This window comes from Rhodopseudomonas sp. NSM, from assembly GCF_052445935.1.
Lineage (GTDB): Bacteria > Pseudomonadota > Alphaproteobacteria > Rhizobiales > Xanthobacteraceae > Rhodopseudomonas.
In genome coordinates, this window is record NZ_JBQTCH010000004.1 from 376,188 (window position 1) to 391,502 (window position 15,315).

Genomic DNA, 15,315 nt, shown 5'->3' on the forward strand with positions numbered 1-15,315 from the left:
AATCGTCGCCGCGTAAACACCCGGCAGCGGCGCTTGGCCGCGCCGATGGACGGCGCCGACCAGCAACAAACCGGTTGCCAGCGCGCTCCGCCTGAGCGATGCCCGCGCCGAGCGTAGCACACCGGACACATGATGACCTTTTTGAAACGTCGCCTCGCCCTGCTCGCGCCAGCGCTGATGCTGGCGCTCGCCCCGGCCGCACTTCGCGCCGACGATGCGGCGAAGCCGGTCGAGCTGCGGATTCTGGCGATCAACGATTTCCACGGCTATCTGCAGCCACCTCCCGGCGGCCTCGCGCTCGCCGACCCGGCCGATCCGGAGAAGAAGATCAGCGTGCCCGCCGGCGGCGCCGAACACATGGCGACGCTGGTCAAGCAGTTGCGCGCCGGACACGCCCACAGCATCTTCGTCGCCGCCGGCGACCTGATCGGCGCCAGCCCGTTCTTGTCGGCGATGTTTCACGACGAGCCGACGATCGAATCGATGTCGCTGATGGGGCTGGCGCTGTCGGCGGTCGGCAATCACGAATTCGACGAGGGGCGGACCGAGCTGCTGCGGATGCAGCACGGCGGCTGCCACCCGGTCGACGGCTGCCTCGGGCCGCATCCGTTTGCCGGGGCGAGCTTCCAGTATCTCGCCGCCTCGACCGTCGATACCGCGACCGGCAAGACCCTGCTGCCGGCGACTGCGGTGCGTGAATTCGGCGGCATCCCGGTCGGCTTCATCGGCCTGACGCTGAAGACGACGCCGACCATGGTGTCGCCGCCGGGCGTCGCCGGGCTGCAGTTCAGGGACGAGGCCGAGACCGTCAATGAACAGGTCGCCGAACTGAAGGCCCGCGGCGTCGAGGCGATCGTGGTGCTGATCCACGAAGGCGGCTTTCCGACCGGCGGTATCAACGACTGTCCGGGAATATCCGGGCCGATCGTCGAGATCGTCAGGAAGTTCGACAGGGCCGTCGACCTGGTGATCAGCGGCCACACCCACCGCGCCTACACCTGCACGATCGACGGCCGGCTCGTCACCAGCGGCGACCGATACGGCACGCTGGTCACCGCGATCGACCTCGTGCTCGATCCCAGGACTCGCGACGTCGTCAGCGCCAAAGCGGACAATGTCATCGTCAGTACCGAAAAGCTGGCGAAGGACCCGGCGCAGACCGCGCTGATCGACAGCTACGACCGGCTCGCCGGGCCGATCGCAGCGCGGCCGGCCGGCAGCGTCACCGCATCGCTGTCGCGGATGCCGAATGCGGCCGGCGAGAGCGCGCTCGGCGATCTGGTCGCCGACGCTCATCTCGCCGCAACGCGCGACCGCGAGACCGGCGGCGCCGAGATCGCAATCACCAATCCCGGCGGGTTGCGCGCCGATATCAATGCCGCGGAAGATGGAAAGGTGACGTTCGGCGACGTGTTTGCGGCGCAACCGTTCCGCAATCAGCTGGTGACGATGACGCTGACCGGCGCGCAGCTCATGGCCGCGCTGGAGCTGCAATGGCAGGATCCGGCGCGGCCGCGCATCCTGCAGGTGTCGCGCGGCTTCAGCTATGCGTGGGACAATACCGGCGCACCGGGCGCGCGCATCGTCGCCGGGCGGATGCTGCTGAACGGCAAGCCGATCGCGGCCGAGCGCAGCTACCGCGTCACGGTCAACGCCTATCTGGCCGCCGGCGGCGACGGCTTCACGCCGTTCACGCTCGGCACCGACCGGCTCACCGGCGTCTACGACGTCGACGCCCTGTTCGGCTATTTCCGGGCGCACAGCCCGATCGCGCCGACGCCGCTGGACCGGATCTCGCGCGTGAACTGAGCGGCCGCGCGCGTATCACGCAAACGTGGTGAACACATCGCCACCGCGCGCGCTGCTGATCGGACGCGGCATTTTCTTTCGCCGGGGCGGTTTCCACTTTGCCGAAAGCTGCTCTAAGCCTTAAGCTGCCCTTTCACGACAGGCGGCGGATAACTAGGTTGATCTGAAGTTATTGTCATCACCACGTATCGGACGTTTCAGGCGCTCCCCGCATGACCACGCTCTTTCTGACCCATTCCGCGTGTCTCGAGCATCACACGCCGGAAGGGCATCCCGAACGCGCCGAGCGGCTGATGGCCGTCAACGAGGCGCTGACCGCGGAGCGGTTCGCGATGCTGTCGCGCGGCGAGGCGCCGATCGGCTCGCTCGAGCACATCGCGCTGTGCCACACCGATCACCACATCGTCGAAATGCGCCACATGGCGCCGTCGACCGGCATCGTCTATGTCGACGGCGACACCTCGATGTCGCCGGGCACGTTCGAAGCCGCGTTGCGCGGCGTCGGCGGCGCGGTCTCGGCGGTCGACGCGGTGATGAAGGGCAGCGCCGCCAACGCCTTCGTCGCGACCAGGCCGCCCGGTCACCACGCCGAAGTCACCAAGCCGATGGGGTTCTGCTTCTTCGGCAACGCCGCGATCGCGGCGCGCTATGCGCAGCGCAAATACGGCATCGAGCGCGCCGCGGTGGTGGATTTCGACGTCCATCACGGCAACGGCACGCAGGACATCTTCTGGGGCGACCGCACCGTGATGTACTGCTCGACGCATCAGATGCCGCTGTTTCCCGGCACCGGCTCGGCCGGCGAGCGCGGCGAGCACGACAACATCGTCAACGCGCCGCTGGCCTCGGAAGACGGCGGCAAGGAATTCCGCGTCGCGTTCGAGACCGCGATCCTGCCGCAGCTCACGCGCTTCGCGCCGGAACTGATCGTGATCTCGGCCGGCTTCGACGCGCATTACCGCGATCCTTTGGCCAGCCTCAATCTCAAGGCGGAGGACTTCGCCTGGGTGACGCAGAAGCTGATGGACGTCGCCGACAAGACCGCCGGCGGCCGGATTGTCTCGGTGCTCGAGGGCGGCTATGACTTGCAGGGTCTGAGTGAATCGGTCGCCGCCCATGTCGGCGCGCTGATGGGCGCCTGACCGGCGCCTCCGCCTCAACGCCCCACAACAAGAACAAGCCGCCGGCCGCGCCGCGGCGCATCCAGGAGCCGCCGATGGCCGACGCCGCCCCCGCCGATGTCAGGAAGCTGAGCTTCGAGCGCGCGATGGAGGAACTCGAAACCATCGTCAAGCGGCTCGAGGACGGCAAGGTTCCACTCGAAGAGTCGGTGGCGATCTACGAGCGTGGCGAGGCGCTGAAGCGCCGCTGCGAGGAACTGCTGCGCCAGGCCGAGGCCCGCGTCGACAAGATCACCACCGACGCCCAGGGCCAGCCGGTGGGAACCGAACCGCTCGACGTCCAATAGGGCGTTTTCGGGCGAATTCGATACCGAATGGCGCGGACAGCGGCACAGATCAGGCTCCCGGCTGCCGTTCAGGAAATCGACAGCTTCGCGGGTCTACCTGAATCAAGTCTAACCGAATGAAGTCTGCCTGGATCGGGTCGACCTGAATCAGGTCTGCCTGAATCAGGTCTGCCTCAAGAAGAGTGTCGACAATTGGTATCGCGAAACCGTGACCGGCAGGCCACATCCGGCCCCGGAAATTCGTGGATCAACCTTATTGGCCGAAAGTTTACGCAAGCTGGCTACGCGCTGGGCGGCCGATGGTTGGCTTTGAATACAGCTTTGTGTAAAGGTATGAACTTATGTGCCGCGCCTGACACAAATGCCGGATGGCAGTGTCAGGTTCGGTGGACGTGTGCTGCCGCAATAAAGTGATCCAGATCACTTCGACTGAACGAGGCGCACCTTACGCTTCGATCGTTGATTTTCTCCTGAACAAGGAGGCGGAAGCCAGGTGGGCTCCCGTGAATTGGACAAGTTCGGACATTCGTCGCGGGCCTCACCACCCCCTAGTCAAGACTGGAAGATCGCCGTGACCGATTTGAGTAAAACCCCGCTTCTCGACACCATCCGCACGCCGGAAGACCTTCGCAAGCTCCGGGTCGATCAGGTCCAGCAGGTTGCCGACGAATTGCGGCAGGAAACCATCGACGCGGTCTCGGTTACGGGCGGCCATTTCGGCGCCGGCCTCGGCGTCGTCGAACTGACCACCGCCATCCATTATGTCTTCGACACCCCGCGCGACCGCCTGATCTGGGACGTCGGCCACCAGGCCTATCCGCACAAGATCCTGACCGGGCGCCGCGACCGCATCCGCACGCTGCGCACCGCCGGCGGCCTGTCCGGCTTCACCAAGCGCACCGAGAGCGACTACGATCCGTTCGGCGCTGCGCATTCCTCGACCTCGATCTCCGCCGGCCTCGGCATGGCGGTGGCGCGCGACCTCGCCGGCGCCAACAACAACGTCATCGCGGTGATCGGCGACGGCTCGATCTCGGCCGGCATGGCCTACGAGGCCATGAACAACGCCGGCGCGATGAACTCCCGTCTTATCGTCATTCTCAATGACAACAACATGTCGATCGCCCCGCCGGTCGGCGCGATGTCGGCCTATCTGTCGCGGCTGTATTCGGGCAAGACCTACCGCTCGCTGCGCGAGGCCGGCAAGCAGATCGGCAAGCATCTGCCCAAGCTGATCGCCGACCGCGCCGCCCGCGCCGAGGAATATTCCCGCGGCTTCATGATGGGCGGCGGCACGCTGTTCGAGGAACTCGGCTTCTATTACGTCGGTCCGATCGACGGCCACAATCTCGATCACCTGCTGCCGATCCTGCAGAACGTCCGCGACGCCGAGACCGGCCCGTTCCTGATCCATGTCGTGACCCAGAAGGGCAAGGGCTACGCCCCGGCGGAAGCCGCGTCCGACAAGTATCACGCGGTGGTCAAGTTCGACATCGCCACCGGCACCCAGGCCAAGGCCAAGTCGAACGCGCCGTCGTATCAGAACGTGTTCGGCCAGAGCCTGGTCAAGGAAGCCGCCAAGGACGACAAGATCGTCGGCATCACCGCGGCTATGCCGTCGGGAACCGGCATCGACATCTTCGAGAAGTCGTTCCCGGATCGCACCTTCGACGTCGGCATCGCCGAGCAGCACGCGGTGACCTTCGCGGCCGGCCTCGCCACCGAGGGCTTCAAGCCGTTCTGCGCGATCTACTCGACCTTCCTGCAGCGCGGCTACGACCAGATCGTCCACGACGTCGCGATCCAGAGCCTGCCGGTGCGCTTCGCGATCGACCGCGCCGGCCTGGTCGGCGCCGACGGCGCCACCCATGCGGGCTCGTTCGACAACGCCTATCTGGGCTGCCTGCCGAACTTCGTGATCATGGCCGCCTCCGACGAGGCCGAGCTGGTGCACATGGTGGCGACCCAGGTCGCGATCAACGACCGGCCGAGCGCGGTGCGCTATCCGCGCGGCGAAGGCCGCGGCGTCGAGATGCCGGATGTCGGCGTGCCGCTGGAGATCGGCAAGGGCCGCATCGTCCGCCAGGGCAACAAGGTCGCGCTGTTGTCGTTCGGCACCAGGCTCGCCGAATGCGAGAAGGCCGCCGAGGAACTGGCGACGCTGGGCCTCTCCACCACCGTCGCCGACGCGCGCTTCATGAAGCCGCTCGACGTCGATCTGGTGCTCAAGCTCGCCAATGAGCACGAGATCCTGATCACCATCGAGGAAGGCTCGATCGGCGGCTTCGGCAGCCACGTGATGCAGACGCTGGCCGAGCACGGCAAGCTCGACGGCGAGGTCAAGATGCGGGCGATGGTGCTGCCCGACGTGTTCCTCGACCACGACACCCCGGCCGCGATGTACGCCGCCGCCGGCCTCGACGCCAAGGCGATCGTCAAGAAGGTGTTCGAGGCGCTCGGCAAGGAACACAAGGCCGAGACGGTCAAGCTGGCGTAAGCTCCTCGTTCCGTGTCCCGGACGCGCTGCGGCATCCTTATGCCGCTGCGCAGATCCGGGACCCCGCTTTGTTTGCACGCGGTATCAACCGGGACCCCGGATCTGCAGCGCACCACGCCGCCAAGCGCGGCGCGCTGCGCAGCGTCCGGGGCACAATTCGTCTCATCTCGTCTCATCGCACTAGTCTCGCTTCGGGCTGAGCATGGCCAAACCTCCCGCCCCCTCCCGCAAGCGCGCCGACGTGGTGCTGGTCGAGCGCGGGCTGTTCGAGAGCCGGGCGCGCGCGCAGGCGGCGATCGAGGCCGGGCTGGTGTTCGCCGACGGCAAGCCCGTGATCAAAGTCTCCGAACAGATTTCGCTCGACGCCGCGCTCGACGCGCAGCCGGCGCATCCCTGGGTGTCGCGCGGCGGCGTCAAGCTCGCCGGCGCGCTGGAGCGCTATCCAATCGCGATCGAGGATCACGTCTGCCTCGACGTCGGGTCTTCCACCGGCGGCTTCACCGAGGTGCTGCTCGCCGAAGGCGCGGCGCTGGTGTTCGCGGTCGATGTCGGCCGCGATCAGCTGCATCCGTCGCTGCGCGGCCATCCCCGGATCGTGTCGATGGAAGCCACCGACATCCGCAGCCTCGAAGGCAGGCGGCTGCCGCAGCGGCCCGACGTGGTGGTAATCGATGCCAGCTTCATCTCGCTGAAACTGGTGCTGCCGGCCGCATTGTCGCTGGCGGCCGCGCCGATGAGCCTCCTGGCGCTGATCAAGCCGCAATTCGAGGTGCCGTCGAAACACGGCATCGTCCGCGACACCGCGCGGCATCGCGCGGTGATCGACGACGTCACCGCATTCGCGGCGTCGCTCGGCTGCACAGATATCGCGGTGTTCCCGTCGCCAATCGCCGGCGGCGACGGCAACGCCGAGTTCTTTCTCGGTGCGCGTAGAAGTTGAATCTCAGATTCATGCACGCCGTTACCCGGCGGTCACTCTGCAGCCGCAAGTTCGGCTATTGTGCGCGCCATGACCTCCTCGGATTTGCCTCTCGCCGCCGGCGCCCGCGCGCCGGCGCAATCGCCTGCGTGGCGGACTGAAATCGTCGAGACGCTGACGCTCGCGGTGCCGATGGCGCTGACGCAGCTCGGCCAGATCGCGATGATGACAACCGACCTCGCGCTGATCGGCCGGCTCGGCGATTCCGCCGTGGCCGCGGCGGCACTCGCCCATACGGTGCTGTTCATCGCCTTCATGCTCGGCATCGGCCTCGTCTCCGCCGTGGCGCCGCTGGCGGCGCAGGCCTATGGCGCACGCGCGCCGCGCCAGGTCCGCGCATCGCTGCGCGTCGGGATGTGGGCGGCGGTGATCGCAGGCATCCCGCTGACGCTGAGCCAGTTCTACGGCGAAGCGATGCTGCTCGCCGCCGGCCAGGCGCCGGATGTGGCGGCGCTCGCCGGGCGCTATCTGCACGGGCTCGCCTGGTCGCTGGTGCCGGGCTGGATCTTCATCGCGCTGCGCAGTTTCATGGGCGCGGTCAACCGGCCGGAGCCGGCGTTGTGGATCATGTTCGCCGCGGTGCCGCTGAACGGCGTGCTCGCCTACGCGCTGATCCACGGCGCATTCGGGCTGCCGCAGCTCGGCATTTTCGGCGCCGGCCTCGCCACCAGCATCGTCTCGATCGCGATGTGCATCGCGGCGGCGGTGGCCTGCGTGACGCTGCAGCCCTTCCGCAAGTATCAGGTGTTCGGCGAGCTGGCGCGGTTCGACGGCCCGCTGATGAGGCAGCTGCTCGCGCTCGGCCTGCCGATCTCCGGCGCCTCCGTGCTCGAATACGGCGTGTTCGGCGCCGCCGCACTGCTGATGGGCCAGATCGGCACCACCGCGCTCGCCGCGCACCAGATCGCCCTGCAGGTCGCGGCGATCATGTTCATGGTGCCGCTCGGCATCTCGCTCGCCGCCACCGTGCGCGTCGGCCATGCGGTCGGCCGCCACGATCCGGCCGGCGCAAGGCGCGCCGGCTTCGCGGCGATCGGGCTCGGATTCGTCTTCATGGCCTTGATGACGCTGCTGGTGGCGCTGACGCGGCACGAGATTCCGCAACTGTTTCTCGGCGATTCCACGACGGCCGTGGAGACCGCGCAGCTCACCGCGTCGCTGCTGCTGGTCGGCGCCAGCTTCTTCATCGCCGATGGCCTGCAGGTGGTCGCCAACGGCGCGCTGCGCGGCAAGAGCGATACGCGGATCCCGCTGCTGTTCGCGGTGCTGGGGTTCTGGGCGATCGGCTTTCCGTTCAGCTATCTGCTCGGCTTCCCCGGCGGCTTCGGCCCGTTCGGCGTCTGGATCGGCCTCGCGATCGGGCTCGCGGTCTATGCCGCGCTGCTGGTGGCGCGCTTCCATCTGCTGACGCGCGCGCCGCAGCCGGCCCTGGCGCCGGACTGATCAGTTCCGGCTTTACGCATCGGCGCGCGAAGCCTATCGGATCGCAATGACCGAAACTCTCACGATCGATCACGTCGGCCATCGCGGCGACGGCGTCAGCCTCGCTGGCGGCGGCGCGGTGTATGTGCCCTATGCGCTGGGCGGCGAGCGCGTCGAGACCGAGCCGGTCGCGGGCCATCCCGACCGTCGCAAATTGCTGCGCGTCGCGGTCGCGAGCCCGCAGCGGATCGAGCCGTTCTGCCCGCATTTCGGCATCTGCGGCGGCTGCGCGATCCAGCACTGGCAGAGCGATGCGTATCAGGCGTGGAAGCGCAACCTCGTCGTCGAGACGCTGGCGCAGGCCGGGATCGACTGCGCCGTCGGTGCGCTGATCGATGCGCATGGCGCCGGTCGCCGCCGCATCACGCTGCACGCCCGCAAGGGCACCCACGACGTGCTGAAGGTCGGCTTCAGCGCCGCCGCGAGCCACGATCTGATCGCGATCGATCACTGCCCGATCCTCGACCCGGCGCTGGATGGCGCGATCGAGGCGGCGTGGGCGCTGGCGGAAGCGCTGACCGTGATCGGCAAGCCGCTCGACATCCAGGTCACCGCCGCCGAGAACGGGCTCGACGTCGACGTCCGCGGCTCCGGGGCGCTGCCGCCGAAGCTGATCGGCGCGCTGTCGCTGCTCGCCGAAAAGCACAGGCTGGCGCGGCTGACGCGGCACGGCGAACTGGTGCTGATGCGGACGCCGCCGACGATCGCGATCGGCAGCGCGCGCGTCACACTGCCGCCGGGCGCGTTCCTGCAGGCGACCGCGCTCGGCGAACAGACGCTGGCCGAACTGGCGCTCTCCGAAATCAGGCGCGTGAAACTGATCGCCGATCTGTTCTGCGGCGTCGGCCCGTTCGCGCTGCGGCTCGCGACCAAGGCGCGGGTGGTCGCCTATGACAGCGACGCGCCGGCGGTGCATGCGCTGCAGAAGGCCGCGCAGGCGACGTCCGGACTGAAGCCGATCAAGGCCGAACCGCGCGACCTATTCCGACGCCCGCTGGCGCCGCCGGAGTTACTCGATTTCGATGCCGTGCTGTTCGACCCGCCGCGCCAGGGCGCGCAGGCCCAGGCCGCGCAACTCGCCGCCAGCCGCGTGCCGCTGATCATCGCGGTGTCGTGCAACGCGCAGACCTTTGCACGCGACGCCAAGCTCCTGATCGACGGCGGCTATCGGCTGGAGAAGCTGACCCCGGTCGATCAGTTCAAATACACGCCGCATGTCGAGCTGGTGGGTGTGTTGCGGAAGTAATTCTTACTAACCGACCACACCCTCTCGTTCGTCATTCCGGGGCGCGCGCAGCGCGAACCCGGAATCCATAACCACCGGCGTAACAAGTTGCATACGGTGTTGCGCCGACAATGCTTCACCGAGGGTCCAGGGGATGTGGATTCCGGGCCTGCGCGCAAGAGCGCGCATCCCGGAATGACAAACTCGAATGATGTGCGCGACGCTGAGATTCCGGGTTCGCGCTGCGCGCGCCCCGGAATGACGAAGCCGCAACTACCCGATCGCGATGCCGCCGCCGATGGTGCGGTTGAGGACTTGCGTGGTACGCTCGATGCGCTCGGCGGCCGAGTTCAGTGCGGCGGCGACGGCGCGGTTCGTCGTCACGGTGCGGTCGAGCGACTGGCTGCGATCCTCGCGCAGCGCCTCGACCTCCTGTTGCAGCGTGGCGAGCCGGCTGTGCGCGTCGAGCAATTCGTCGGCCATCATCAGCGCGGCCATCACGGTGAGCCGCGCGTCGCCGATCTCGCCGAAGCGGCCGCGCAGACTCTGGATGCGGCTTTCGAGATTGTCGGCGAGGCCGAGCAGTTGCGGCTCCTGCCCCGGCTCACAGGCCATGCGATATTGCCGGCCGTTGATGGTGACGCCGACATGGTTGGCGGAGGCGGCCGCGTCTTTCGGATTCATGACGGCTCCTCCTCGTCGGCCGGCTCGGTGTCGAGCACGGCGCGGATGGTGCCGATCGCGGCGTCGAGCCGCTGCGCGATCTCGCGATTGGTGCGCTCCAGCTTGCGGGTGCGCACCAGCGACCCGTCGAGCTCGTCGGCGAGCCGCGAACGATCGGCGCCGAGCGCCTGGATCCGCGACGCCAGTTCGTCCTCGTCGCGATCGGCCTCGGCGCGACGCTCCACCGCGCTCTCCAGCGCCTCGAGCGCCGCCGCGAGACGGCGCGCCGCCGCGACGATCTCGGTCGGAGCCTGATCGGCGCTGATGGAACCGGAGACGGGACGATCGGTCATGATATGTCGCAAGACCCTCGCAGCTTCAGGCGTCCAAATAAAACCACGGTCAGACAAGCCTTTAGAGCACGAAATTTACGTGGCAAGAGAGCCGAGCGCAACGCCGCTGCTCAGCTATGCACCACAAACCGCGTCGCAATGCCGCCGGCTGAGGCCACGACCTTGGACTCGGTGGTATCGGATGCTATGCCGAATTGGCTTCCGGGCCCCCTGCCCCCATCTGTTCATGACCATGCCACACCGGCACGGCACGCTCCGCTCCCAGCGAAGTGCAGGCAACAACACGATTTCAGGCGGTTACACATGGCACAGGTCGATCATTCCCGTATGGCGAACGCAATCCGGGCACTGGCGATGGACGCGGTCGAGAAGGCCAAATCCGGCCATCCCGGGCTGCCGATGGGCGCCGCCGACGTCGCCACCGTGCTGTTCACCGAATTTCTGAAATTCGATGCCGCCGACGCGCACTGGCCGGACCGCGACCGTTTCATCCTCTCCGCCGGCCACGGCTCGATGCTGCTCTATGCGCTGCTGTACCTCACCGGCAATTCGGAGATGACGCTCGACCAGATCAAGGCATTCCGGCAGCTCGACTCCCGGACGCCCGGGCATCCGGAAAACTGCATCACCGACTCGGTCGAAACCACCACCGGCCCGCTCGGCCAGGGCGTGGCGTCGTCGGTCGGCACTGCGCTGGCGGAGCGGCTGCTGGCCGCGGAGTTCGGCGACATCGTCGATCACTATACCTACGTGCTGTGCTCGGACGGCGACCTGATGGAAGGCGTCAGCCACGAGGCGATCGCGCTGGCCGGCCATCTCAGGCTGTCGAAGCTGATCTTCCTCTATGACGACAACGGCATCTCGATCGACGGGCCGCTGACGCTGACCGACAATGTCGACCAGGTCGCGCGCTTCCAGGCGCATGGCTGGAATTCGATGCGGATCGACGGCCACGATCCCAAGGCGATCGCCGAGGCGATCAGGTCCGCGAAAGCCTCCGACCGGCCGACCATGATCGCCTGCAAGACCACGATCGGCTTCGGCGCGCCGACCCGGGCCGGCACCTCCAAGGCGCATGGCGAGCCGCTCGGCGCCGAAGAACTGGCCGGCGCCAAGAAGGCGCTGGGCTGGGACTACGGCCCGTTCGAAATCCCGGACGACGTGCTGTCGGCCTGGCGCGCGGTCGGCGCCAGAGGCGCCAAGGCGCATGGCGCGTGGCAGGCGAAATTCGACAAGATCGACAAGGAGCTTCGCTCCGAATTCCAGCGCCGGGTGATCGACCGCAAGCGCCCCGCAGCGCTAGACGGCGCGATCCGCAAGCTCAAGGACAGGCTGGTCGACGCGCCGCAGACCATCGCCACCCGCAAGGCCAGCGAACTGGCGCTGGAGGCCATCGTCGAGGTGGTGCCGGAAATGCTGCTCGGCTCCGCGGACCTGACGCCCTCCAACAACACCCGCACCAAGCACGCCAAGGACGTCACCCCGGACGACTTCTCGGGCCGCTACATCCATTACGGCATCCGCGAGATGGGGATGGCGGCGGCGATGAACGGCATCGCGATGCACGGCGGCTTCGCGCCGGCCGGCGGCACCTTCATGTGCTTCGCCGACTACGCCCGCCCGTCGATGCGGATCGCGGCGCTGTCGCATGTGCCGGTGGTCTACATCATGACCCATGATTCGATCGGGCTCGGCGAAGACGGCCCGACGCATCAGCCGGTCGAGCACCTCGCGAGCTTGCGGGCGATGCCGAACATGCGGGTGTTCCGCCCGGCCGACCCGGTCGAGACCGCCGAATGCTGGCAGCTCGCGCTGGAGAACACCAAGGGCCCGACGGTGCTGGCGCTGTCGCGGCAGAACCTCACCCCGGTGCGCACCAGCAAATCTGACGACAACCGTTGCGCCAAGGGCGCCTATGAGCTGATCGCCGCCGACGGCAAGGCCAGCGTCACGATCTTCGCCACCGGCTCCGAGGTCGAGATCGCGGTCGCGGCGCACAAATTGCTCGCCGACAAGAGCATCAGCGCCCGCGTGGTGTCGGTGCCGTCGCTTGATCTCTTGCTGCAGCAGGACGACGCGACCCGCAAGGCGATCATCGGCGACGCCCCGGTCAAGGTCGCGGTCGAGGCCGCGGTGCGGTTCGGCTGGGACGCGGTGATCGGCCCGGACGGCGGCTTCGTCGGGATGTCGACGTTCGGGGCGAGTGCGCCGGCGAAGGATCTGTACAAGCACTTCGGCATTACCGCCGAGGCGGTCGCGGAGGCTGCGTCAAGCCGCCTCGGCGGCAAGTAAGGCTTTGATCTGAATCATGATCGAGCGGATTGCAACCGCTCGGTATTCAGGGCATGAAACCGCACAAGTACGGGGTCGCCCCGTCGCAACAATTGAAAATCACTAGCAGCGAGGAGAATTTGGATGGCAGTCCGGGTCGCGATCAATGGGTTTGGCCGTATCGGCCGCAACGTTCTGCGGGCGATCTACGAATCCGGCCGTAAGGACATCGAGGTCGTGGCGATCAACGATCTCGGCCCGGTCGAGACCAACGCCCATCTGCTCCGCTTCGACTCCGTGCACGGCCGCTTCCCGTTCGAGGTCAAGGTCGACGGCGACTCCATCGACATCGGCCGCGGCAAGATCAAGGTCACGGCGATCAAGGACCCGTCCGCGCTGCCCTACAAGGACATCGGCGTCGACATCGCGATGGAATGCACCGGCATCTTCACCGCGCGCGACAAGGCCGCCGCGCTGCTGACCGCGGGCGCCAAGCGCGTGCTGGTCTCGGCCCCGTCGGACGGCGCCGATGCGACCATCGTCTATGGCGTCAACCACGAGACCCTGACCAAGGACCAGCTCGTGGTGTCGAACGGCTCGTGCACGACGAACTGCCTCGCCCCTGTCGCCAAGGTGCTGAACGACACCGTCGGCATCGAGACCGGCTTCATGACCACGATCCACGCCTATACGGGCGACCAGCCGACGCTGGATACGATGCACAAGGATCTGTATCGCGGCCGCGCCGCGGCGATGTCGATGATCCCGACCTCGACCGGCGCCGCCAAGGCGATCGGCCTGGTGCTGCCCGAACTCAAGGGCAAGCTCGACGGCGTCGCGATCCGCGTGCCGACCCCGAACGTTTCGGTGGTCGACCTCAAGATCATCGCCAAGCGCGCCACCACCAAGGAAGAGATCAACGAGGCGATGAAGCGCGCCGCCGATCAGGAGCTCAAGGGCATCCTCGGCTACACCTTCGCGCCGAACGTCTCGATCGACTTCAACCACGATCCGCATTCGTCGACCTTCCACATGGACCAGACCAAGGTGCAGAACGGCACGCTGGTGCGGGTGATGTCGTGGTACGACAACGAATGGGGCTTCTCGAACCGCATGGCCGACACGGCTGTCGCGATGAGCAAGCTGATCTGATCGGACGCACATGAAGCAATGGATCGGTCTTGCTGGTCTGTTCGTTCTGATCGGAGGCCTGGCGTGGGCTTACCTGCGCCACGGCAGCCGCATCAAACCGGATGACAACCGCAAGATCGAAGACTGGCGACGCATCAACCAACACGGTCCGTATTAGCAATGACCAAAACATTTCGCACCCTCGACGACGTCGACGTCAAAGGCAAACGCGTGCTGCTGCGCGTCGATCTCAACGTGCCGATGGATGCCGGCAAGGTCACCGACACCACCCGGCTCGACCGCGTGGCGCCGACCATCACCGAGATTTCCGACAAGGGCGGCCGTGTGATCCTGCTGGCGCATTTCGGCCGGCCGAAGGGGCGCGACGCCAAGAACTCGCTGAAGCCGGTCGCCGCGGCGCTGGCGCAGGTGATCAGCAAGCCGGTCGCGTTTGCCGAGGACTGCGTCGGTGAGCCAGCCACGAAGGCGATCGCCGCGATGCAGGATGGCGATATTCTCTGCCTCGAGAACACCCGCTTCCACCCCGAGGAAGAGAAGAACGATCCCGCGTTCGTCGCCAAACTCGCCGAGCTCGGCGACATCTGGGTCAACGACGCGTTCTCTGCCGCGCATCGCGCCCACGCCACGACCGAAGGGCTCGGCCACAAGCTGCCGGCCTATGCGGGCCGCACCATGCAGGCCGAGCTGGTCGCGCTGAACAAGGCGCTGGAAGCGCCGACCAAGCCGGTGATCGCGATCGTCGGCGGCGCCAAGGTGTCGAGCAAGATCGATCTCCTGGAAAACCTCGTCAGCAAGGTGCAGGCGCTGGTGATCGGCGGCGGCATGGCCAACACGTTCCTGCACGCCCAGGGCGTCAAGGTCGGCAAGTCCCTCTGCGAGAAGGATCTGGCGGAGACCGCGCTGCGCATCCTCAACAAGGCCGAGGCCGCCAGCTGCGCCATCATCCTGCCGGTCGACGCCACCGTGGCGTATCATTTCGAGGCCAACGCACCGTCCTTCGCCTACGGGCTCGACGCGATCCCGGACGACGCCATGATCCTCGACGTCGGCCCGCGCTCGATCGAGCGCATCCATGCGGCGATCGACGATGCCGCAACATTGGTCTGGAACGGCCCGGTCGGCGCCTTCGAGCTGACGCCGTTCGACAAGGGCACCGTGGAGGCGGCCAGGCACGCCGCCCGCCGCACCAAGGCCGGCAAGCTGATCTCGGTCGCCGGCGGCGGCGACACCGTGGCGGCGCTGAACCACGCCGGCGTGGCCGAAGACTTCACCTATATCTCGACCGCCGGCGGCGCCTTCCTCGAATGGATGGAGGGCAAGCCGCTGCCGGGCGTCGAGGTGCTGCGGGTGAAGTGACGAGGCTTTCGGCTGGCGTTCTCGCCTTGCGGATGTCTTCTGCGGATCCTATGTTGCGTT

13 protein-coding genes are annotated in these 15,315 nt (G+C 67.1%); 11 read left to right on the forward strand and 2 right to left on the reverse strand.

All coding sequences use genetic code 11. The features are described 5' to 3' along the window. Positions 1–132: 132 nt before the first annotated feature. The 7 genes from ACTZWT_RS13735 (at position 133) to ACTZWT_RS13765 (ending at position 9,481) form a co-directional block, all read left to right on the forward strand. Positions 133–1,809, forward strand: a complete 1,677-nt coding sequence (locus ACTZWT_RS13735; protein ID WP_444770233.1) for a bifunctional metallophosphatase/5'-nucleotidase — start codon at positions 133–135, stop codon at positions 1,807–1,809. Between the two features lie 212 nt (positions 1,810–2,021). Then, entirely contained in the window at positions 2,022–2,951 is a 930-nt protein-coding gene (locus ACTZWT_RS13740; RefSeq protein ID WP_444770234.1) for a histone deacetylase family protein, read from the forward strand. Between the two features lie 74 nt (positions 2,952–3,025). Further along, positions 3,026–3,277 carry an exodeoxyribonuclease VII small subunit gene (locus ACTZWT_RS13745; protein WP_322515578.1) on the forward strand — a complete coding sequence of 84 codons (252 nt, stop codon included), beginning with the start codon at positions 3,026–3,028 and terminating at the stop codon, positions 3,275–3,277. 580 nt (positions 3,278–3,857) lie between these two features. Next, positions 3,858–5,774: a 1-deoxy-D-xylulose-5-phosphate synthase gene (gene dxs / locus ACTZWT_RS13750; protein WP_444770306.1), complete on the forward strand. Its 1,917-nt coding sequence runs from the start codon at positions 3,858–3,860 to the stop codon at positions 5,772–5,774. 202 nt (positions 5,775–5,976) lie between these two features. Further along, complete coding sequence (locus tag ACTZWT_RS13755; RefSeq protein ID WP_444770235.1) at positions 5,977–6,714, forward strand: TlyA family RNA methyltransferase; 738 nt, start codon at positions 5,977–5,979, stop codon at positions 6,712–6,714. 69 nt (positions 6,715–6,783) lie between these two features. Next, complete coding sequence (locus tag ACTZWT_RS13760) at positions 6,784–8,196, forward strand: MATE family efflux transporter (RefSeq protein ID WP_444770236.1); 1,413 nt, start codon at positions 6,784–6,786, stop codon at positions 8,194–8,196. 46 nt (positions 8,197–8,242) lie between these two features. Further along, positions 8,243–9,481 (forward strand): class I SAM-dependent RNA methyltransferase, encoded by a 1,239-nt coding sequence (locus ACTZWT_RS13765; protein WP_444770237.1) that lies wholly within the window; start codon positions 8,243–8,245, stop codon positions 9,479–9,481. A 252-nt stretch (positions 9,482–9,733) separates the two neighbouring features. Here ACTZWT_RS13765 and ACTZWT_RS13770 read toward each other — a convergent pair whose 3' ends face one another. Then, positions 9,734–10,144 (reverse strand): cell division protein ZapA, encoded by a 411-nt coding sequence (locus ACTZWT_RS13770; RefSeq protein ID WP_444770238.1) that lies wholly within the window; start codon positions 10,142–10,144, stop codon positions 9,734–9,736. After that, a complete protein-coding gene (locus tag ACTZWT_RS13775; RefSeq protein WP_444770239.1) occupies positions 10,141–10,476 on the reverse strand; it encodes a DUF4164 domain-containing protein in 336 nt (111 codons plus the stop codon). The genes ACTZWT_RS13770 and ACTZWT_RS13775 overlap by 4 nt, the downstream gene beginning before the upstream one ends. Positions 10,477–10,779: 303 nt before the next feature. Between ACTZWT_RS13775 and tkt the strand changes: the two genes are divergently transcribed. The 4 genes from tkt (at position 10,780) to ACTZWT_RS13795 (ending at position 15,255) form a co-directional block, all read left to right on the forward strand. Next, positions 10,780–12,768 (forward strand): transketolase, encoded by a 1,989-nt coding sequence (gene tkt, locus ACTZWT_RS13780; protein WP_444770240.1) that lies wholly within the window; start codon positions 10,780–10,782, stop codon positions 12,766–12,768. 123 nt (positions 12,769–12,891) lie between these two features. Continuing rightward, positions 12,892–13,899 (forward strand): type I glyceraldehyde-3-phosphate dehydrogenase, encoded by a 1,008-nt coding sequence (gene gap, locus ACTZWT_RS13785; RefSeq protein ID WP_444770241.1) that lies wholly within the window; start codon positions 12,892–12,894, stop codon positions 13,897–13,899. A gap of 10 nt (positions 13,900–13,909) precedes the next feature. Continuing rightward, positions 13,910–14,056 (forward strand): hypothetical protein, encoded by a 147-nt coding sequence (locus ACTZWT_RS13790; protein WP_444770242.1) that lies wholly within the window; start codon positions 13,910–13,912, stop codon positions 14,054–14,056. Positions 14,057–14,058: 2 nt separating this feature from the next. Continuing rightward, positions 14,059–15,255, forward strand: coding sequence for a phosphoglycerate kinase (locus ACTZWT_RS13795; protein ID WP_444770243.1), 1,197 nt, complete (start codon positions 14,059–14,061; stop codon positions 15,253–15,255). The last annotated feature ends 60 nt before the right edge of the window (positions 15,256–15,315 follow it).